Source organism: Bifidobacterium simiarum (assembly GCF_002802905.1).
GTDB classification, from domain to species: Bacteria; Actinomycetota; Actinomycetes; order Actinomycetales; family Bifidobacteriaceae; genus Galliscardovia; species Galliscardovia simiarum.
In genome coordinates, this window is the sequence record NZ_PEBK01000001.1 from 1 (window position 1) to 20,654 (window position 20,654).

Genomic DNA, 20,654 nt, shown 5'->3' on the forward strand with positions numbered 1-20,654 from the left:
CTGGGGGATCGGTTGGTTGGGGGATGGTGATTGGCCGGTGATGGGGGCGGTGATCGGCGGGTGGGTTTCCGGCTGATTGTCGGGTTCGTTAATCGTTGGGTTTGCCGATCGATCGTGGTCTTGGTCCGTGCCGATGTGCCGATCGCGGTCTCTGTCTTTGCCGATCGTGGTCTCTGCCCGTGCCGACTGTTCCCCGGTGTCGGACGGTACTTTTGAAAAGGTCTTTTATAAAAGATCGGTCGCGGTTTTGCCAAGACTTGCCTTCTGCGTTATTGTGATCAAGGTCACATCAACAACGATGCGTCTAGCAACAGGAATCCGGGTCGTGAGCGAGGAGCGCTTCGCGACCGAGCCAGATAGATTTTGGACCGATCCCAAGGAGGACACTGTGGTCGCAGCTAAGAAGCAGGCGGAGGAGAAGGCTCCCGTGGAGCCCGTGGTTCCCGAGGTGAGCCCCGCCGAGCAGGAAGTCGACAATCTGGTCAAGAAGGCTCTGGTCGCCCTCGACGAATTCGAGAAGCTCAACCAGGAGCAGGTCGACCACATCGTGGCCAAGGCCTCCGTCGCCGCACTGAACAAGCACCTCGTGCTCGCCAAGCTGGCCGTCGAGGAAACCGGCCGTGGTCTCGTGGAGGACAAGGCCACCAAGAACATCTTCGCGTGTGAGCACATCACCAACCACCTCGCCAAGCAGCGCACGGTGGGCATCATCCACGAGGACGACGTCGAAGGCATCACCGAGATCGCCGAGCCCGTCGGCGTGGTCGCCGGCGTCACCCCCGTCACCAACCCCACCTCCACTGCCATCTTCAAGTCGCTGATCGCCCTGAAGACCCGTTGCCCGATCGTCTTCGGCTTCCACCCCGGCGCCCAGAAGTGCTCCGTCGAAGCCGCTCGCATCGTGCGTGACGCCGCCATCAAGGCCGGCGCCCCCGCCAACTGCATCCAGTGGATCGAGCACCCCTCCATCGAGGCCACCGGCGCCCTGATGAAGCACCCCGGCGTGGCCACCATCCTCGCCACCGGCGGCCCCGGCATGGTCAAGGCCGCCTACACCTCCGGCAAGCCCGCCCTCGGCGTGGGCGCCGGCAACGCCCCGGCCTACGTGGCCCCCGACGCCGACATCGTGCGCACCGCCAACGATCTGGTGCTCTCCAAGCACTTCGATTACGGCATGATCTGCGCCACCGAGCAGGCCGTCATCGCCGACAAGGCCGTCTACGCCCCGCTGATCGCCGAGATGAAGAAGCGTAAGGCCTACTTCGTCAACGCCGAGGAGAAGGCCAAGCTCGAGCAGTACATGTTCGGCGTCACCGCCTACGACCACGAGGGCCAGAAGACCAAGCTCAACTCCGTGGTGCCGGGCAAGTCCCCGCAGTTCCTCGCCAAGGCCGCCGGCTTCGAGATCCCCGAGGACGCCACCATCCTCGCCGCCGAGTGCAAGGAAGTCGGCGAAATGGAGCCGCTGACCATGGAGAAGCTCGCCCCGGTGCAGGCCTTCCTCAAGGCCGACAACCAGGAGCAGGCCTTCGAGATGTGCGAGAAGATGCTGCTGCACGGCGCCGGCCACACCGCCGCCATCCACACCAACGACGAGGATCTGGTCGACGAGTACGGCACCCGCATGCACGCCTGCCGCATCATCTGGAACCAGCCGAGCTCCCTCGGCGGCATCGGCGACATCTACAACGCCATCGCCCCGTCGCTCACCCTGGGCTGCGGCTCCTACGGCGGCAACTCGGTCTCCGGCAACGTTCAGGCCGTCAACCTCATCAACATCAAGCGCGTTGCCCGGAGGAACAACAACATGCAGTGGTTCAAGATTCCTGCCAAGACCTACTTCGAGCCGAACGCCATCAAGTACCTGCGCGACATGGCCGGCGTCAACCGCGTCGTGTTCGTGTGCGACAAGGTGATGCTCGACCTCGGCATCGTGGAGAAGGCCATCCAGCAGCTGCGCCTGCGCCCGAACCACGTCGACTACCGCATCATCGACTACGTGGAGCCGGAGCCCTCGGTCGAGACCGTGCAGCGCGGCGCCGCCATGATGCGCGACGAGTTCCAGCCCGACACCATCATCGCCATCGGCGGCGGCTCCCCGATGGACGCCGCGAAGATCATGTGGCTGCTCTACGAGCACCCGGAAATCGAGTTCTCCGACATCCGCGAGAAGTTCTTCGACATCCGCAAGCGCGCGTTCAAGCTGCCCGCCCTCGGCAAGAAGGCCCACCTCGTGTGCGTGCCTACCTCCTCGGGCACCGGCTCCGAAGTCACGCCGTTCGCCGTGATCACCGACCACAAGACCGGCTACAAGTACCCGATCACCGACTATGCGCTGACCCCGTCCGTGGCCATCGTCGACCCGGTGCTCGCCCGCACCCAGCCGCGCAAGCTGGCCTCCGACTCCGGCTTCGACGCCCTGACCCACTCCTTCGAGGCCTACGTCTCGGTGTACGCCAACGACTTCACCGACGGCATGGCGCTGCACGCGGCCAAGCTGATCTGGGAGAACCTCGAGACCTCCGTGAAGGAAGGCGCAGCCAACCCGCAGGCCCAGGAGAAGATGCACAACGCCGCCACCATGGCCGGCATGGCCTTCGGCTCCGCGTTCCTCGGCATGTGCCACGGCATGGCCCACACCATCGGCGCCCTGTGCCACATCGCCCACGGCCGCACCAACTCCATCCTGCTGCCGTACGTGATCCGCTACAACGGTCAGCTCCCGGACGAGCCGACCAGCTGGCCGAAGTACAACAAGTACGTGGCCCCGCAGCGCTACCAGGACATCGCCCGCAACCTGGGCATCGATCCCGGCCGCACCCCGGAGGAGGGCGTCGAGAACCTGGCCCGCGCCGTCGAGGACTACCGCGACAACAAGCTCGGCATGGACAAGTCCTTCCAGGCCGCCGGCGTTGACGAGGACTACTTCTGGAGCGTGCTCGAGCAGATCGGCATGCGCGCCTACGAGGACCAGTGCACCCCCGCCAACCCGCGCATCCCGATGATCGAGGACATGAAGGACATCGCCATCGCCGCCTACTACGGTGTCTCGCAGGCCGAAGGCCACGCCCGCCGTGTGGCCCGCGAAGGTGCCAACGCCGTCGAGGAAGCCTCCCAGCGCTGATCTCGGAATCCGTTCCCGATCTGACTGACCGACCGATGCCCCGCCCAACCCGGCGGGGCATCGTCATATTCGGGGCTCATTTTCTTCGGTTCTTGGCAAATCCAAGCTTGAGCGGCCGGTTTTCGGTCTCCTCAAGCTTGGATTTGCCAAAAACCATGTTCGATGGTTCCTCTGGCTATCAGAAGTAGGCCCGTACGTCGTTGTCAAGGAAGATCTGACGATAGTCGAGCAGATCCTCCTCGTGCAGTGCGTCCACCCCGGACATGGCGTAGGTCCGTCCAAGCATCTCGTACTTGCGTTCGCCGAACTGATGGAACGGTAGCAGCTGTACGGCGCTGATCTGCATCGATCGGAGCAGATTCGAGAAGGCGCGGGCGTCCTTCAGGGTGTTGTTCACTCCGGGGATCACGGGGATGCGCACGCAGATCTCCATCCCTCGTTCGACGGCACTGGCGAGGTTTCGCAACGGCAGATCGTTGTAGCCGCCGACCCACCGTTTATGCGCATCCCGGTCATGATGCTTGACATCGATGAGCAGATAGTCGAGCTCGTCCAACGCCCGGTTGAAGATGGGCGGAGCCACATGACCGGTCGTCTCCATGGCCGTGGCGATGCCGCGTCGTCTCAACTCCCGCAACAGAGGAATGGAGAACCGATGCTGCATGAGAGCCTCGCCGCCCGACAGGGTCACTCCGCCGCCCGATTCCTCGTAGAAGTCCCTGTCCTGTTCGCAGATGTCCGCGACCTCATTGATTGTGTAGTATTTTCCCTCGGTGGTGATTTCGCCGGTTCTGGGGTCGGTCAGTGTCTCGATGCGAGGACTGATGGATTCCGGGTTGGCGCACCACGGGCAGTGTAATGGACATCCCTTGAAGAACACGGTGGTCCGTATTCCCGGGCCGTCGTTGGTCGAGAATTTCTGGATGTTGAAAATGAGCCCGGTGTTGTCTTTCCGGTCCGTGCATGGGCGGAAGACCGTCGCGGCATTCGATGTGGGAGTCGTTTTCAGAGGATTCGTCATTGTGGTGGTCATCATTGAAGCCTTTCTTTACCTTGATCATAACTAATGAACGAAAGTAAATCAACTTACGAATGAAAAAATAAGGATGGCATGCTGTGTTTTGGGCGAGTGCAAAAGGGCCTGCGAGGGGCTGGGGTGCAGACGCTTGTGTTCGTAGAATGTTTGGGTTTCGTATATCGCCTTTATGTTAGGGTTGCGAAAGGCTTATTCATGGTGTTGGGAGATGGCATGGCGACGATGAAGCGGGAGAATCGCATTCTTGAACTGTTGACCGAGCGCAAACGCATCGAAGTCGTTCGACTCGCCGAGGAACTGGGGGTCTCGCAGGTCACCGTCCGCAAGGATCTCAGTGATTTGGAGCGGCGTGGCATCATCAGCCGTGAGCATGGGTATGCGATGCTGAGGAGCGCCGATGACGTGGAGGGGCACCTCGCCTACCATTACGAGGAGAAGCGCAAGATCGCCAAGCGCGCTGCGGAATGCGTGTCCGATGGCGATGTGGTGATGATTGAAAGTGGCAGCTGCTGCGCGTTGCTGGCGGCCGAACTCGCCGAGACGAAGAAGGACCTCACCATCATCACCAACAGCGCGTTCATCGCCGGGTATATTCGTGGCAAATCGAATGTGAGGATCATTCTGCTTGGTGGCATATATCAGCAGGATTCGCAGGTGATGGTGGGGCCGATGCTGGAGCAGTGCATGAAGGGGCTGTATGTGGATGTGCTGTTCGTAGGCGCGGACGGATACAGCCCGCAGTCCGGATTCTCCAATCGTGATCATATGCGTGCGCAGGCCGTTCATGATATGGCCGCGCACGCCGGCAGGGTTGCCGTGGTGACGGAAAGCGAGAAGTTTTCCAAGCGTTCGACGGTTCCTTTGGATTTCAACGGGCTTGACTGCATGGTCGTCACCGACGCGAGCGTCGGTGTGAAAGTCGCCGGTTCGCTTGCCGACGCGGGGATCGCCCTGGTCACCGTCTGACGTGACCTGGGACTGACATGGCCGGGTTTTCCGCCCCGGCCTTTTTTCATATGCGGTGGCCGCCGACACGCCGGCCGATCGGTCTGTCGCTGCGGTGGTCGAGTGGGGGAATTCGTTGCTTTTGTTGGCTTTTAGATCATTTAAATTCTTTTTTACTTTCGAATGAAAGTAAAAGTTATTACGAAAATTGACAATCAAAATTTGTTTCGATATATTGATGATTGTCAAAGCCGCACGGCATAGATGACGACCAACGATAACGATGTCGCCGAGTGCATCCCAATGCAGTGAAGTAAACGGCAATTAGAAAGGACGGACGGTCATGAACGAAGAACACTTCGGCAGACTTACCCCGCGAATGAACTCGCTACGCGACCAGCTTCTCGACGCCGAGCCTCAGGTCGACGTCGAGCGTGCGATGATCACCACCGAGGTCTACCGCGACAATGCCGACCAGCCGCTCGCGCTGAAGCGTGCGATCATGCTCAAGCGTGTGCTTGAGGAGATGACCATCTTCATCGAGCCCGAAACGCTGATCGCCGGAAATCAGGCGTCCACCAACCGTGGCGCCCCGATCTTCCCCGAATACGCCATGAGCTGGGTGATCGACGAACTCGACAAGTTCGACAAGCGTGACGGCGACCGGTTCACCATCACCGAGGAGAACAAGGAGAAGCTTCGTTCCATCGCGCCGTTCTGGGAGCACAACACGCTGCTCGATCGCGGCCTGGCGGCATTTCCTCCGCATTCCAAGCTGTTCTATGATCTCGGCATCATCAAGTCCGAGGGCAACATCACTTCGGGAGATGCCCACTGTGCCGTGAACTACGCCGGCGTGCTGTCGCAGGGTCTCAAAGGATACGCGATGCGGGCGAAGCGCAAGCTCGACGAACTCGACCTCACAGACTACCGCAACATCCACAAGAGCTACTTCTACCGTGCGATTCTCATGGTGGTCGATGCCATGCGTACGTTTGCCGGACGGTACGCCGCACTGGCCCGGCAGCAGGCGGCAACCGCCTCGCCGGATCGTGCCCGCGAGCTCGAACAAATGGCCGCGGCACTCGACCGCGTGCCCTATGAGCCGGCGCGCACCCTGCGAGAGGCGGTACAGTCCGTATGGCTGGTGCATCTCGTGCTGCAGATCGAATCCAACGGCCATAGCCTATCGTACGGCCGTATGGACCAGTACCTCGATCCGTTCTACGAGGCCGATCTCAAAGCCGGTCGCATCACCGAGGATGAAGCTGCCGAACTCATGAGCAACCTGTGGCTCAAGACCTACACCATCAACAAGATCCGCTCTTGGAGCCACACGCAGTTCTCCGCAGGCTCCCCGCTTTACCAGAACGTCACCGTCGGCGGTCAGAAGCTCGTGGACGGCGATCCCGTGGATGCCACGAACCCAATGAGCTGGCTGATCCTCAAGACCGTGGCGCAATGCCACCTGACTCAGCCGAACCTCACCGTCCGCTACCATGCGAATCTTCCCGACGACTTCATGAACGAATGCATCGAGGTCGTGCGTTGCGGGTTCGGCATGCCGGCGTTCAACGACGACGAGGTCATCATCCCCAGCTTCATCAGCAAGGGTGTGAAGCGGGAGGACGCCTATAACTACAGTGCCATCGGATGCGTGGAGACCGCGGTCCCCGGCAAGTGGGGCTACCGGTGCACGGGCATGAGCTTCCTGAACTTCCCGAAGGCGCTGCTCATCGCCATGAATGACGGCGTCGACCCCGCAAGCGGCACCAAGCTCGTGGAAGGCATCGGACACTTCCGTGACTTCACCAGCTTCGAACAGGTCATGGCCTGCTGGGACAAGGTCATCCGTGAAATGGCACGCCAGTGCGTGATCATCGACGCCACCTGCGACATGGTGCTCGAACAGGACACCGCCGACATCCTCTGCTCCGCCCTGACCGACGACTGCATCGAACGCGGCCTCAATATGAAGGAGGGTGGTTCGGTCTACGATTTCATCTCGGATCTGCAGGTGGGCATCGCCAATCTGGCCGACAGTCTCGCTGCGATGAAGAAGGTGGTCTTCGAGGACAGGGCCGTGACTCCCGCTGAACTCTGGGATGCGCTTGAGGCGAACTTCGAAGGGTCGACCAACGAGAGGATTCGCCAACTGCTGCAGCAAGCCCCGAAATACGGCAATGACGACGACTACGTCGACTCGCTGATCCGGCAGGCATACGACATCTACATCGATGAGATGAAGAAGTATCACAACACCCGATACGGCCGCGGTCCTATCGGCGGTGTGTACTATGCGGGCACCAGCTCCATCTCCGCCAACGTGCCGCAAGGCGCCGGCACCCTCGCCACTCCCGATGGCCGTAAGGCGGGGGAGGCGCTGGCCGAGGGGTGCAGCCCCTCGCATGGTGCGGATCTGTATGGTCCCACCGCCGTGTTCAAGAGCGTTTCCAAACTGCCGACGGAGGACATCACCGGTGGCGTGCTGCTCAACCAGAAGATGACGCCGCAGGTGCTCGCCAAGCCGGAGAACAGGAGGAAGCTTGCCTTCGCCACCCGCACGTTCTTCGACCGTCTGCATGGCTATCACGTGCAGTACAACGTGGTTTCCCGCGATACGCTGATCGACGCGCAGAAGCATCCCGAACGTCATCGTGATCTCATCGTTCGCGTCGCCGGATACAGCGCGTTCTTCACCGTACTCTCCCGAGCCACGCAGAACGACATCATCGAACGTACCGAGCAGACGCTCTGAGGCAGACGCTCTGAGCGTCGGCATAACCGATACGCCATTCATCAAGGTCCATCAAACCAGCAGTAATGAAAGGAAATACCATGAAGCTGCTTATCGATGACGCCGATGTGGACGCCATCACCCGTCTGGTCGACTACTATCCCATCGACGGCGTGACCACCAATCCCTCAATCCTGGCGAAGTCCGGGCGTCAGCCGTTCGACGCGCTCAGGGAGATTCGCTCCATCATCGGTTCCGGTGCCGAACTTCACGCCCAGGTCGTCGCCCGCGACGCCGCCGGCATGATCGAGGATGCCAAACGCATCGTCGGCGAGCTCGGTCCGAATACCTTCGCCAAGGTCCCCAGCGTTCCCGAAGGCTTCAAAGCCATGAAGACGCTGTCCTCCGCTGGCGTGCCCATCACCGCCACGGCCGTTTACACACCATTGCAGGCGTTCATCGCCGCCAAGTCAGGAGCCTCATATGCTGCCCCCTACATCAATCGCATCGACAATATGGGATATGACGGCGTGGCCGTCGCCTGTTCCATTCATGACATCTTCCGGGCCAATGGTCTCGACTGCAACGTGCTCGCGGCCAGCTTCAAGAACTCCCAGCAGGTGCTTGAACTTGCCAGACATGGCGTAGGCGCCTCCACCGTGGCCTCCTCGGTGATCGACGGACTGGTGAAGAACGCCGCCATCGATGCGGCGGTCGACGCCTTCACCGCCGATTTCGAAGGCCTTGCCGGCGCGGGCAAGACCATGGCCACCTGCTGATGGCATTCGAATCGCGAATGCCATGACAACCCAGCCGGCCGCAGCGTGGCGGCCGGACATGCCATCGATGTTGAGACCGGACCATCATGGATTCCTTTCTTCCATCGTGATGATCGGCCGGCATCGATGGCTTCTCTCTATGAACCATAATGCAAAGGAGCATTATCATGAACGTTCTTACCATCGATATCGGCGGCACCTTCATCAAATATGCCACCATGAGCGACGACGGCATCATTCTTTCCCGAGGAAAGATCGAGACGCCGCAAAACAGTCGTAACGAGCTTATCGAGAAGCTCGCGGATCTCTATCGACAAGAAGGAGAGCACTTCAATCTCGACGGCATGGCCATTTCCCTTCCCGGCATCATCGACTCCGAAAACGGCTACGTCGTCATGGGCGGTGCCCTGCGGTACAACGACGACTTCTACCTGCGACACGCGCTGTATCAGCGTTGCCCGGTACGCATCGTGCTGGAGAACGACGCCAAATGCGCGGTCATGGCCGAAGCGACCGTCGGCAGCCTCAAGGATGTGCGCAACGGATTCGCGCTGATCTTCGGCACCATGGTCGGCGGCGGATTCGTCAAGGACCGTGAACTGTACCGTGGTAAGCATTTCTCCGCCGGCGAGGTAAGCTACATCATCACGTCACGCAGCGTCGACCCCAGCATCGAAGGCGTATGGGGCAATCAGTGCAGCACCCTCAGCCTGTGCGATCGCTATGCGAAGATCAAGGGGCTGCCGGTCGAACAGGTCGACGGCATCCGATTCTTCCAGGCAGTGGAGGACGGCGATCCCGATGCGCGCTCATGTCTCGACAAATTCGCCCATGAAGTGGCCATTCAGATCTTCAACATCCAGAATGTGCTCGATCCCGACCGATTCGCCATCGGAGGGGGAATCTCCGCGCAGCCGACGCTGATCGATGCCATCCGCACCAATCTCAACCGACTGTATGCCTACTGCCCGTATCATGTCGCGCAGGCCGAGGTCGTCACCTGCAAGTTCCAGAACGATGCCAACCTTGTCGGTGCGTTGCAATGCTATCTTGCCGATGCGAAGAACACCGAGGTCACTGAGACCTTCGATACCGTGCGAGAGGTCGTGCCGGCATGAGCGCCGCGATCGACCTGCATTCCGCCGAATCCGCGGATTCGGCCTCCGCGGGCATTTCCGAAGTCGTAGGGGCGAAGACCGACGGGCGCAAGGGGCTGCTCGCCGTCATCATCGACGGCATATCGGGTATCTTCCTGCCCATCGTAAACCTGCTGTCCGCCGCCGGAATCATGAAGGGACTGCTGGTCATCCTCAGCGGTACGGGATTGCTGGAGCAGGCAAGCGGAACCTATCTGGTCTGTGACGCCATGGCCTCGAGCCTGTTCACCTTCCTTCCCGTGTTCCTGGCGTATACGGCGGCCAAACAGTTCGGGGCCAACCCGTTCACCGCGGTCGTCGTGGCCGGAGTGATGCTGTATCCGAATCTGGTGGCAGTGCAGTCGGCGGGAACGACGGTGACTTTTCTGGGGCTTCCGATTCTCGGCGTGAAATACCAGTCGAGCGTCATTCCCATCATCATGGCCGTGGGATTGCTGGTGTTCGTCGAACGTGGACTGGACCGCATCCTGCCGGCGATGGTGCGCGGATTCCTCACCCCGATGATCGCGATCGTCGTCGTGAGCATGGTGACGCTGTTCGCGTTCGGACCGTTCGGCAAGGTCGTAGGCGATGGGCTGGCAGCAGGGTACGAATGGGTGTATGCGCTGTCTCCCATAGTGGCCGGACTGTTGCTCGGCGGAGCGGTACAGCCCATGGTGATCTTCGGATTCCACTGGAGCCTGATTCTCATCGGCATGAACAATATCGCGGTCTCCGGGCATGATACCGTGCTCGCTCTCATGGGACCGGCGGTATTCGCCCAGGCAGGCGCCGCACTCGCCGTCATGGTGAAAAGCCATGACGCGGCATTCCGCTCCACCTGTGCCTCCGCCGGACTGTCGGCGTTGTTCGGCATTACCGAGCCCGCCATGTTCGGCGTGAATCTTCCCCGGAAGAAGCCGATGATCGCGGTGTGTGCAGGTGGCGCGATCGGTGGCGCGCTCGCCGGATTTTCCGGAGCGCAGGCCTCGGCCTTCGCGTTCCCGAGTCTCGCGGCCCTGCCGATTTTCGTCGGTGATGGATTCGTCGTGTATCTGATTTCCTGTCTGTTGGGTCTGGCCGTTGCTTTCAGCCTCGCCCTCATACTGAAATTTGAGGTCGATATCAACTGATGATTCGTTTTCTTGGCAAATCCAAGCTTGAACGGCCGTTTTCAGGTCTCCTCAAGCTTGGATTTGCCAAAAACCGGGAGTCGGACCTCTATGGAGATCGGAAATCGGTCGTACGGGGGACTCCGGCCCATTCCAGTTTCCGGATCAATGGGGTCCGCCGGTATGCCTCGGCGAACGAGAACCGGACGAATCCGTCGACCTCCATTCGTATCCGCTCCTCCCGTTCCTTTTCCGCGATGATCGTCTCCGGTAGGCTGCCGTTCACGTACATCGAAGCGTCTCGATACTTGATCCTGCCGTCAAGCTCGGCGACGATGATCCGACCGTCAGGTGTCTTCCAGAGAAAATCGACGCGGTCATGATTGCCGTATTCGTTATGGCAGGGCATGACCACCTGCAGCTGCGGCTGCATGAACCTCTCCTCGAGGATTACCCCATAGGAAAAGGACTCGCCGCCGTTGTCGGTTCGTCCGGTGGCCCAGTTCAGGACGTGCAGAGCACGGTTCCGGTATTTGCCATTGGTCAGTCGGAACGATCGGTCCAACTGCGATTTGGTCCGCAGCCGTTGCCGCAATATCGAGTCGATGATGGCGATCGCATCGGGGAAGCCGAGCCACCGGGCGCAGTCAAACGCGGTTCTGTCCAACGGAGTGACCCGGGCGCCATCGATAATGATCGGAGCCGTCTCCTCGATGTAATGGTTGACGATGATGCCGGTACTTCGGGGCACTCGGTTGCCGTCGATAACACGATGGAGTTTGCGCATGTGTCGGGTCGAGTCGCAGATGTTCAGCAGGGTCGCCGCAGTGGATCCGCCGAACACCCATTTCGGATGCATGAGGGTCAGTGACCGGGTGAGGTGTCTGAGCCGGTCCTCGGCCGAAAGCGCCTGCCAATATGATGTTCGCGCATAGCATTGCGCTCCGACCGCCGTCAGCTCGCCGATGGTGACCCGGCGACGCAGGATCTGACGTTGGACTTCGGTTCCGCTCCACAGGCAAAGACCGTTGGCCTCCGCCGTATCCAGCATGGCGTCAAGGGTGCTGTTCCGTCTCATGACCCGACGATACGGTGATGGCCCGTTCGGTGTCCATCGTTCCTGGGGTATGTGCATGAACGTGCCGTTATCCACATCGAATCCGGGGAGGTATGGAGGTCGGAGGTTGTTGGAGGAGGAAATCGGTTTCTTGGCAAATCCAAGCTTGAACAGCCGGTTTTCGGGTTCCTCAAGCTTGGATTTGCCAAAAACCGTCGTATGGGGCCTCCGAAGGAGAGAACTCGGGTGGGATCTGTCGGGGATACGGTACACTGATGGTCGATCAATCAGTTTAGATCGTTCAAAATAGGGGAGAGAACAACCATGGACCTGATACTGGCCGCCACGCCTTCGTTGCTCTGGGGCATCTACGCCCTGATCCTGCCGGTGATCGGAGGCTCGTCACGGCGTCAGATTCTCGGCGTCACCGCGGGATGTCTGGTATTCGCGGCGGCGGCCTTCCCGTTCGTGCCGCATTCCTACACCTGGCTGACGGTCCTGATCAGCTTCCTGTCCGGAATCCTGTGGACCATCGGCTGCTACGGGCAGATCTGCGGATTCAAGGAGATCGGCGTTTCCAGCACCATGCCCATCTCCACCGGCGAGCAGCTGGTCGGCACCGGTCTGGTCGGCGTGCTGTTCCTCGGCGACTGGGCGTCCACGCCGGCGAAAACCGTGGGATTCTCCGCGATCGCGCTGTTCATCATCGGCGTGGCGTTCACCTCATATGTGGAGCGGAAAGGCGTCGAGGGCGGCGTCGATGACGGCGACACGAAGGCGAACAGCATGATCACGGGCCTGACCGTCATCACGATCTCGTCGATCGGCTACGTCGGCTATGTGGCGATCATCCAGATCTTCGCGATCAACTCGTTCGATGCCATGCTGCCGCAGGCGGTCGGCATGTTCGTCGGCGGTCTGGTGATCGGCGGCCGCGAACCGAACAAGCTCACCCGTCAGACCGCGCTGCTGCTGATCCCTGGCGTGCTCTGGGGCATCGGCAACCTCATCCTCATGATCTCCGACGCCCGGCTCGGCGTGGCCATCGCCTTCCCGATGTCGCAGATGGGACTGATCATCTCGACGATCGGCGGCATGGTGTTCCTCCACGAGAGCAAGACGCGCAAGGAGAAGATCTCCGTATCGGTCGGCCTGACCTTGGTGGTCATCGGCATTCTGCTGATCGCCCTGACCAAGACCCTGTGACGGCTTGGATCAAGACGGTTCCGGCCAAGACGGTTCCGACTAAAACGGTTCCGGCCAAGACCCTGTGATCTGCCCGGACCCTGTGATCGAGACCCCGGTCACCGGCGGCGTCGGGCGAGCAGCCAGGCGATTGCGGCGAGTGGCACCGAACAGGCGGTGGCGACGAAGGGAATCCACATGCCGGCATGGGTGCCGAACGAGTCGAGCACCACGCCGGCGACCGACGAACCGAGGGAGACGCCGATCGAATTGCCGGTGCCCAGCCATGAGAGTCCCTCGGTAAGCGATTCGTCGGGAACGATGTTCTTCACGATGAGATTGCCCGTGGCGAACGACGGGGCCACGAACATGCCGGCGAACACCTCGAGCACGCCCAGCAGGACGAGATTGTCGGCGCTCAGACGGAATCCGACGTACCAGAGCGAAAGCGCGGCGAGCAGGATCACCATATGGCTCCAATGCGAGCCCTTGAGCCTGATCGAGCCGAAGATCAGCGCGCCGATGAGCGAGCCGACCGCGAACAGCGCCAGCTGCAGGCCGACGATCCTCTCCAGCCCCATCGACTTGGTGATGGCGGTCACCGACACGTCGAAGGCGGAGAAGCTCATGTTGAACGCGACGAACACCAGAACCAGCAGGGCGATGCCGGGGTACGTCAATGCGCTTCGGACGTGGCGACGGGTGCTGATCTTGCGCGAGCCCTCGCCGGCGCGCACGTTGCCGCCCCGGCCCACCACGCTGCCTGAGCCGTCGGTCCCGGCGGCGGCCTCGACATCGGTAAGCGTGGCGACCACCGGCGGCTGGGTGGATTTCAGCGAGAAGAACACCATGCCGCCGACCAGTGCGCACAGGGCCGGCACGACCAGCTGGGAGACCGGGTGCACCGAGGTGGCGAGGAACGCGGCGAGAATCGGGCCGAGGATGAACACCGTCTCGTCGATCGCGGATTCGAAGGCGTAGGCGGTGTTCAGTAGCGTGTCGTCCTTTTCGCCGCGCAGCGCCCACGCCCAGCGGGTGCGCACCAGCGCGCCGAACGCGAACTGGGTGACGCCCATGAGCGCGGCCAGTACGAACAGCGCGGAGATGGGGATGCGCAACAGGGCCCCCAGCGCAAACGTCAGCATGGCGATGACCTGCAGGATCAGCGCCACGCGGCCGACCTTGCGCTGGCCGAACCGGTCGAACAGGCGGGCGTAGAACGGGGTGACCACGGCGGCGGCGAACACGTAGACCGCGCTCATGGTGCCGGCCACGGTCCAATTGTCGTAGATGTTGTTCAGGGCCAGCACGATGCCGAGACCCATCATCGAAATGGGCAGTCTGGCCACGGCAGCCGCCGCCGAGAATGCCTTGGCACCGGGCGTCCGGAAGATCAGGACGTACGGTGAGTGGGCTCGTTTCCGGGGATCGGTGGTCTGGGGGTCGGTGCGATTCGTGTTCGGCGTCTTCCGAATGGTCTGATGCTGCACACTCTTCATGTCGTTCACTTCTCGATATCTGTCGCGCGGATAGGTTCACCATCGGACCTATGGACCTACGGACCCGGATCTACGGACCCGGACCTATGGACCCGGACCTATGGAACCCGTGGGCCGGATCGGTGGGCTCGGATCGGTGGGCCGGTCGGACCTGCTGGACCCGGACCTATGGACCTGCCTGCCGGCATTCCATCCGATGGGCAAGTTTTCCACGATCGGACTTCCGGACTTCCCTCATCGTCCGTCGCAGGCGGCTTAGCTTTCGCGTCAGCTAGACCCTAACCGATACCCCTCGACTCGGCAACCCGCCGGCGAGTTCGTACGGTGATTGAGGCGGTTGCGGCGGTTTTTGGTCATTCCAAGCTTGAACGGCCGGTTTTCGGGCTCCTCAAGCTTGGATTTGCCAAAAACCGGGGGCCGACCGTGACCGACTGTGGGGCGACCGGGGTCGGAACTCTCATTCGGCCTTGGCGATGGCCTCGGCGATCGGATCGTTCGAAAAATCGTGGCTGCGGTATTCGGGGTTGTCGACCGGCAGATGCTGCACCAGCGTGTCGAACACCTGACTCAGGATGTCGCCGCGCTCCAATACCGCGTCGAGCACATGGCCGCCGATCGAACGGTCGTCGGCAAGGAAATGCTCATGGAACCCGGCCACCGCCGCGCCGTTGAACATCAGCGGGGAGAAGTAGCCGAGCATCGTGCCCTTCACGTCATGGCCGAGGAACATGGCCTGTTGGTCGGCCACCTGCTCCAGCGTGGGATAAGGCGCCTGCTGCTTGATGACCGCGCGGGTCTTGATGAAACTGAACGTACCGCGCATGATCACCGCGAAGAACGTATTCGCCCGGCCGTTGGCCTCCACGATCTTCCTGTTGAGATCCTCCAGACCGATGTCGGCGCGCTCGCACTGATACTGGAACGCGGCGCGGTGCACGCTGGCGAACGGGACGGTGAAATCGTCGGGCAGGATCTCGGCCACGCCGGACTGGCCGATCTTGTAGGCCACGCCATCGAGGATGATCAGTTCGCCGTCCAGTCCTTCGCCCGTGCCGATGCCGGTGTCGCCGTGCGTGAGCAGATCGCCGATGGTGGTGGTGCCCTCGAGCAGTCCGGGCACCAGCTGGGCGAGCGTGCCATGCTGGTAAAGCACATTGGCCCCGTGCTCGTGGATCGGTCGGATGTTCGCGGCAGCGGATTTCGTCATGATTTCACGATAGGCCGAGCGGCGCCACGCTTCAACCACAAGATTATCCACTGATCTGATCAGGCGGAAAGCCGTACGGTCTGTCGGGACGGGAGGCCGGACGATCTGTCCACGCAGAAGACCATTTCCCCGGTCAAGGCACGGCGTGCGGTAGGTTGGAAGACAGACCGTATCGGATATTCAGATAACAAAGACAGTAAGGAGCGGATATGGCGAACGAGACAGGACGGATCAGGGTATCGGTGGTCGGTGCCAAAGGACGCATGGGCGCCAACGTCGTGAAAGCCGTAACCGACGCGGCCGACACCGAACTCGCGTTGACGCTGGACGCCGGCAACGACCTGACCGAGATCAGCCCCGACAACACCGACGTCGTCGTGGAATTCACCGTACCGAGCGTCTCCCTCAGCAACGTACTGACCCTGATCTCCCAAGGCGTCGACGTGGTCGTCGGCACCACCGGCTGGACCGACGACAAACTCGACCAGGTACGCGCCGCTCTCGCCAACGCCCCGCGCGCCGACCAAGCCGTCTTCATCGCCCCGAACTTCGCGATCTCCGCCGTCCTAGCCGACTACTTCGCCGGACTCGCCGCCAAATACTTCGAATCCGCCGAAGTCGTCGAACTGCACCACCCGAACAAAGTCGACGCCCCCAGCGGCACTGCCATCCACACCGCCCACACCATCGCCGACGCCCGTCGTGCCGCCGGCCTCGGCCCCGTCCCCGACGCCACCGAAACCGACGGCGGCTCCCGCGGCCAGGTCGTCGACGGCATCCACGTCCACGCCGTCCGCCTCCGCGGCCTCAACGCCCACGAAGAAGTCCTCCTCGGCAACCCCGGCGAACAGCTCTCCATCCGCTCCGACTGCTTCGACCGCGGATCCTTCATGCCCGGCGTGCTGCTCGCCGTCCGCAAGGTCAGCGGGCATGCGGGGCTTACTATCGGCCTCGACACCTTCCTCGATTTGTAGTCGGAGCATAACGGAGCGTCGTCTGCGTTGCGGCAGACTCGACGTATGAGATACGCCTTCGCCTGCCGCGCCTTGACGCCGCACGCGTTATGCTCCGACTACCTATGACCGTGGGGTTATGGGGAGCGTCGTCTGCGTTGCGGCAGACTCGACGTATGGAATACGCCTTCGCCTGCCGCGCCTTGACGCCGCACGCGTTATGCTCCGACTACCTACGACCGTAGGGTTTATGGGGAGCGTCGTCTGCGTTGCAGGGAACTCGACGTATTGGAATACGCCTTCGTTCCCTGCGCCTTGACGCCGCACGCGTTATGCTCCGACTACGGATGAGGTTGGGGATTTGGACACCCTGTGATTTTGGCCACCCTCAGTCCGGCATGGCCGGACAGCTCCCGCCGGCGGGAGCAAGGTCGTGAACGCAAGGTCTTGTCTTGGCCTCCGCGGGACGAACAGTCCGGTGGACTGTTCGTAGCAGTACGCCCCTACGGGCGTACGTCGTACAAGATGTCGGGGCAAATCCTTCGCTCCCGCCGGCGGGAGCTGTCATGCGGAGCATGACTGAGGGTGGTCGAACCCCTACCCGCTGAAGCGTCCCGCCATATGAGCCCAAGGAGTGCTGGGCCCAACATGCGGGCCCAAGGATGAGGCATGCGCCGCTCAAGCGTAGGCAACGGAGGCGTCTGCTAGGCTTGCCGTGCAGACGCCGGAGTGAGGCCGAACGGCCCTGAGTGTCTTGAGCGGCGCATGCCTCATCCTCCTCAGACCGTGAAGCAGCCATGCCGTCGACGTCAAGACCCGCAATGGCAATACCTCATCCGCCTCCGGTCGCGAAGCATGCGTGTCTCCATCCATCCGCCGTGTTCGCCATTCGGAAGGAATCGGCGGACCGTCTTCCGCTCGTCTGCGGCGGTAGCTAAGTTGAACACTATGAGTGACGGTGAAATGCATCTTCTTGATCCTGCCCCGTTCGGGCGTATCCTTCCCGCTATGGTCACCCCGATGACCGCCGACGGCCACGTGGATTACGAGGCCGCGCAGACGCTGGCCAAGCATCTGGTGGCCGACGGTGCGGACGGACTGGTCGTCAACGGCACCACGGGCGAATCCCCGGTGACCCACATGGACGAGAAGGTGGCGCTGGTCAAGGCTGTCAAGGAGGCCGTGGACGTGCCGGTGATCTCCGGCGCCGGCTCCAACGACACCGCCCACACCGTGCGCATGGTCGAGCAGACCCAGGAGGCGGGCGCCGACGCGGTGCTCGTCGTCATGCCGTACTATTCCCGTCCGAGCCAGGAAGGCATCGTCGGCCACTACAAGGCCGTGAACGAAGTGGCCGAGAAGCCGATCATCGTCTACGATGTGCCGGGCCGTACCGGACTGAAGGTGAAGATCGAAACTTATGATCGTCTCGCCGAGCTCGATCACGTCAAGGCCGTCAAGGACGCCACCGGCGATCTCGCCGCGGCCGTCGAAAAGCAGCAGCGCACCGGTCTCGCCTGGTACTCCGGCGACGACGGCCTGTTCCTGCCGTTCCTCTCCATCGGCGCCGTGGGCATCATCTCGGTGATCGCCCATGTGGCCAGCTCCCCGATGCGTCAGCTGGTCGAGGCGTTCAACACCGGCGACATCGCCACCGCCCGCCGTCTCGCCAACCAGCTCGCGCCGCTGGTGCACTCCCTCAATGGCGACGGCTATCAGGCCGTAATGGCCAAGGCCGCCTGCAAGGTCAAGGGCTACATTCCCGACACCACGATGCGTCTGCCCAACATCGGGCCGAACGCCGAGCAGCTCGCCAAGGCCGAAGCCGGCATGCGCGCCGCGGGACTGCTCTGACGGGATCCTCCGACCGGGAACCCCGCGAACGCCGGGAGCTCCCGAACCATCGTCGCCTCCGCAAAGGCGGGGGCACAGAAATAAGAAACAACGAAAAGAATGGCTACTGAAAAGAAGAACAACAGCAAACGCAATACACGAAACTCCCGCGGCGGCCGTCGAGGCGGCCAGCGCCGCAACCCCAACGCCGCCCAGAACACCAGCACCGAGAAGCGTCTCGTAACGCCTCCGAAGTACCGCAAGGGCTCGATGCGCATCACCCCGCTGGGCGGTCTCGGCGAGATCGGCCGCAACATGAACGTGATCGAATACAACGGTCACCTGCTGCTCATCGACTGCGGCGTGCTCTTCCCCGAGGAGGAGCAGCCGGGCGTCGACCTGATCCTGCCTGACTTCAACTACATCAAGGACCGTCTCGACAAGGTCGAGGCGCTGGTGCTCACCCACGGCCACGAGGACCACATCGGCGGCGTGCCGTACCTGCTCAAGCTGCGTCCGGACATCCCGCTCATCGGCTCCAAACTCACGCTCGGTTTCGTGGACGCCAAGTGCAAGGAACACCACATCAACCCCACCAAGGTGCAGGTCGAAGGCCGTGACAAGCTCAAGGTCGGCCCGTTCAACCTCGAGTTCGTCACCGTCACCCACTCGATCCCCGACGCCCTCGCCGTGTTCGTGCAGACCCCGGCCGGCAGCCTGATCGACACCGGCGACATCAAGCTCGACCAGCTGCCGCTCGACCACAAGATCACCGATCTCGTCGAATTCGGCAAGCTCGGCGAGCGCGGCGTGGACCTGCTGATGATGGACTCCACCAACGCCGAGGTGCCCGGCTTCGTCAAGCCCGAAACCTCGATCGGCCCGGCGCTCGACCGCGTGTTCGCCGAAGCCAGCCGCAAGATCATCGTCGCCAGCTTCTCCAGCCACGTGCACCGCGTGCAGCAGGTCGTGGACGCCGCCCACAAGTATGGCCGCAAGGTCGTGTTCGTCGGCCGTTCCATGGTGCGCAACATGGGCATCGCCTCCGATCTGGGATACCTCCACATTCCGGAGGACACCGTGATCGACATGAAGCAGGCCGACGACGTGCAGGACGACAAGCTCGTGTTCATGTGCACCGGCTCCCAGGGCGAGCCGATGGCCGCGCTCGGCCGCATCGCCGACGGCAACCACCCGTACATCAAGATCAACGAGTTCGACACCGTGATCCTCGCCAGCTCCCTGATCCCGGGCAACGAGCACGGCGTATACAAGGTGATCAACAAGCTCGTGCAGCTCGGCGCCCGCGTGGTCAACCGCGACAACGCGGCCGTGCACGTCTCCGGACACTGCAACGAGGGCGAGCTGCTGTACATGTACAACATCGTCAAGCCCAAGTGCGCCATGCCGATCCACGGCGAGAACCGTCACCTCGTGGCCAACGGCCTGCTGGCCGTGAAGACCGGCGTGGACCCGCAGAACGTGGTGCTAGCCGAAGACGGCGACGTGGTCGACCTCTACCACGGTCAGGCCGCGATCGTCGGTTCCGTGCCCTGCAACTACGTGTACGTGGACGGCGACTCGGTCGGCGAGCTGACCGACGAGGAGCTCGAGAAGCGCCGCATCCTCGGCACCGAGGGCTTCGTCTCCAGCTTCGTCGTGGTCGACACCGAAACCTCCGAAGTCGTTTCCGGACCGAAGATCTACCTCAACGCGGTGGCCGAGGACGAAAGCGAATTCGAGCAGGTGCACTCGCAGATCGTGGAGAACCTCGAGGACGCCATGATCCGCGGCACCAAGAACACCCACCAGCTGCAGCAGATCATGCGCCGCACGCTGGGCAGCTGGGTGTCCCGCAAGCTGCACCGCCGTCCGATGATCGTGCCCGTCGTGGCCGACATCGCCCAGGACGTCGAAAACTGATCCAGTACATCCGTGACTCAGTAATTTAGGCCCCCGCTGGCGGGGGCTGGCACGGCGAATGCCGTGACTGGGGGTGGTCGAATCCCTAGGAAGTCCGACCACCCCCAGTCTGCCTGATGGCAGACAGC

Annotated in this window: 14 protein-coding genes; 10 read left to right on the forward strand and 4 right to left on the reverse strand. The window is 61.9% G+C overall.

What is annotated here, in order from left to right; genetic code table 11:
* Positions 1-427: 427 nt before the first annotated feature.
* Positions 428-3,124, forward strand: a complete 2,697-nt coding sequence (adhE, locus tag CSQ87_RS00005) for a bifunctional acetaldehyde-CoA/alcohol dehydrogenase (protein ID WP_243388789.1) — start codon at positions 428-430, stop codon at positions 3,122-3,124.
* Positions 3,125-3,302: 178 nt separating this feature from the next.
* Here the strand turns inward: adhE and CSQ87_RS00010 are convergent, their stop codons facing one another.
* Positions 3,303-4,160: a glycyl-radical enzyme activating protein gene (locus CSQ87_RS00010; protein ID WP_207761058.1), complete on the reverse strand. Its 858-nt coding sequence runs from the start codon at positions 4,158-4,160 to the stop codon at positions 3,303-3,305.
* Between the two features lie 75 nt (positions 4,161-4,235).
* Between CSQ87_RS00010 and CSQ87_RS00015 the strand changes: the two genes are divergently transcribed.
* The 5 genes from CSQ87_RS00015 to CSQ87_RS00035 all read left to right on the forward strand — a co-directional run bounded on the left by CSQ87_RS00015 (position 4,236) and on the right by CSQ87_RS00035 (position 10,890).
* Positions 4,236-5,126, forward strand: a complete 891-nt coding sequence (locus CSQ87_RS00015) for a DeoR/GlpR family DNA-binding transcription regulator (RefSeq protein ID WP_207761059.1) — start codon at positions 4,236-4,238, stop codon at positions 5,124-5,126.
* A 322-nt stretch (positions 5,127-5,448) separates the two neighbouring features.
* Positions 5,449-7,863, forward strand: a complete 2,415-nt coding sequence (locus tag CSQ87_RS00020; protein ID WP_100511810.1) for a glycyl radical protein — start codon at positions 5,449-5,451, stop codon at positions 7,861-7,863.
* An 80-nt stretch (positions 7,864-7,943) separates the two neighbouring features.
* A complete protein-coding gene (locus tag CSQ87_RS00025; RefSeq protein WP_100511811.1) occupies positions 7,944-8,621 on the forward strand; it encodes a transaldolase family protein in 678 nt (225 codons plus the stop codon).
* Between the two features lie 167 nt (positions 8,622-8,788).
* Positions 8,789-9,739, forward strand: coding sequence for an ROK family protein (locus tag CSQ87_RS00030; protein WP_100511812.1), 951 nt, complete (start codon positions 8,789-8,791; stop codon positions 9,737-9,739).
* Positions 9,736-10,890, forward strand: coding sequence for a PTS transporter subunit EIIC (locus tag CSQ87_RS00035; protein ID WP_100511813.1), 1,155 nt, complete (start codon positions 9,736-9,738; stop codon positions 10,888-10,890). Before CSQ87_RS00030 ends, CSQ87_RS00035 begins: the two co-directional genes overlap by 4 nt.
* Before the next feature lie 88 nt (positions 10,891-10,978).
* Here the strand turns inward: CSQ87_RS00035 and CSQ87_RS00040 are convergent, their stop codons facing one another.
* Positions 10,979-12,199: a hypothetical protein gene (locus CSQ87_RS00040; protein WP_133122302.1), complete on the reverse strand. Its 1,221-nt coding sequence runs from the start codon at positions 12,197-12,199 to the stop codon at positions 10,979-10,981.
* 51 nt (positions 12,200-12,250) lie between these two features.
* Between CSQ87_RS00040 and CSQ87_RS00045 the strand changes: the two genes are divergently transcribed.
* Positions 12,251-13,132 (forward strand): GRP family sugar transporter, encoded by an 882-nt coding sequence (locus tag CSQ87_RS00045; protein WP_100511815.1) that lies wholly within the window; start codon positions 12,251-12,253, stop codon positions 13,130-13,132.
* Between the two features lie 98 nt (positions 13,133-13,230).
* Here CSQ87_RS00045 and CSQ87_RS00050 read toward each other — a convergent pair whose 3' ends face one another.
* Together CSQ87_RS00050 and budA are read right to left on the reverse strand one after the other, a co-directional pair.
* A complete protein-coding gene (locus tag CSQ87_RS00050) occupies positions 13,231-14,610 on the reverse strand; it encodes an MFS transporter (RefSeq protein ID WP_100512186.1) in 1,380 nt (459 codons plus the stop codon).
* 457 nt (positions 14,611-15,067) lie between these two features.
* Positions 15,068-15,817: an acetolactate decarboxylase gene (gene budA, locus CSQ87_RS00055; RefSeq protein WP_100511816.1), complete on the reverse strand. Its 750-nt coding sequence runs from the start codon at positions 15,815-15,817 to the stop codon at positions 15,068-15,070.
* Positions 15,818-16,026: 209 nt separating this feature from the next.
* On the opposite strand from budA, the gene dapB reads away from it, so the two are divergent.
* From dapB to CSQ87_RS00070, 3 genes are all read left to right on the forward strand, one after another.
* Complete coding sequence (gene dapB, locus CSQ87_RS00060; RefSeq protein WP_100511817.1) at positions 16,027-16,791, forward strand: 4-hydroxy-tetrahydrodipicolinate reductase; 765 nt, start codon at positions 16,027-16,029, stop codon at positions 16,789-16,791.
* 927 nt (positions 16,792-17,718) lie between these two features.
* Positions 17,719-18,624 (forward strand): 4-hydroxy-tetrahydrodipicolinate synthase, encoded by a 906-nt coding sequence (gene dapA, locus CSQ87_RS00065; RefSeq protein ID WP_100511818.1) that lies wholly within the window; start codon positions 17,719-17,721, stop codon positions 18,622-18,624.
* Between the two features lie 99 nt (positions 18,625-18,723).
* The gene (locus CSQ87_RS00070; RefSeq protein ID WP_100511819.1) at positions 18,724-20,526 is read left to right on the forward strand and encodes a ribonuclease J; all 1,803 of its coding nucleotides are present in this window, start codon (positions 18,724-18,726) and stop codon (positions 20,524-20,526) included.
* The last annotated feature ends 128 nt before the right edge of the window (positions 20,527-20,654 follow it).

Bases quoted from the DNA above. Each gene is read 5' to 3' on its own strand.
- CSQ87_RS00020 (WP_100511810.1), top strand. From the start codon at position 5,449: ATGAACGAAGAACACTTCGGCAGACTTACCCCGCGAATGAACTCGCTA.
- CSQ87_RS00050 (WP_100512186.1), bottom strand. From the start codon at position 14,610: ATGAAGAGTGTGCAGCATCAGACCATTCGGAAGACGCCGAACACGAAT.
- CSQ87_RS00015 (WP_207761059.1), top strand. From the start codon at position 4,236: ATGCTGTGTTTTGGGCGAGTGCAAAAGGGCCTGCGAGGGGCTGGGGTG.
- CSQ87_RS00045 (WP_100511815.1), top strand. From the start codon at position 12,251: ATGGACCTGATACTGGCCGCCACGCCTTCGTTGCTCTGGGGCATCTAC.
- CSQ87_RS00010 (WP_207761058.1), bottom strand. From the start codon at position 4,160: ATGATGACCACCACAATGACGAATCCTCTGAAAACGACTCCCACATCG.
- dapB (WP_100511817.1), top strand. From the start codon at position 16,027: ATGGCGAACGAGACAGGACGGATCAGGGTATCGGTGGTCGGTGCCAAA.
- CSQ87_RS00030 (WP_100511812.1), top strand. From the start codon at position 8,789: ATGAACGTTCTTACCATCGATATCGGCGGCACCTTCATCAAATATGCC.
- CSQ87_RS00025 (WP_100511811.1), top strand. From the start codon at position 7,944: ATGAAGCTGCTTATCGATGACGCCGATGTGGACGCCATCACCCGTCTG.
- CSQ87_RS00035 (WP_100511813.1), top strand. From the start codon at position 9,736: ATGAGCGCCGCGATCGACCTGCATTCCGCCGAATCCGCGGATTCGGCC.
- CSQ87_RS00070 (WP_100511819.1), top strand. From the start codon at position 18,724: ATGGCTACTGAAAAGAAGAACAACAGCAAACGCAATACACGAAACTCC.
- dapA (WP_100511818.1), top strand. From the start codon at position 17,719: ATGAGTGACGGTGAAATGCATCTTCTTGATCCTGCCCCGTTCGGGCGT.
- budA (WP_100511816.1), bottom strand. From the start codon at position 15,817: ATGACGAAATCCGCTGCCGCGAACATCCGACCGATCCACGAGCACGGG.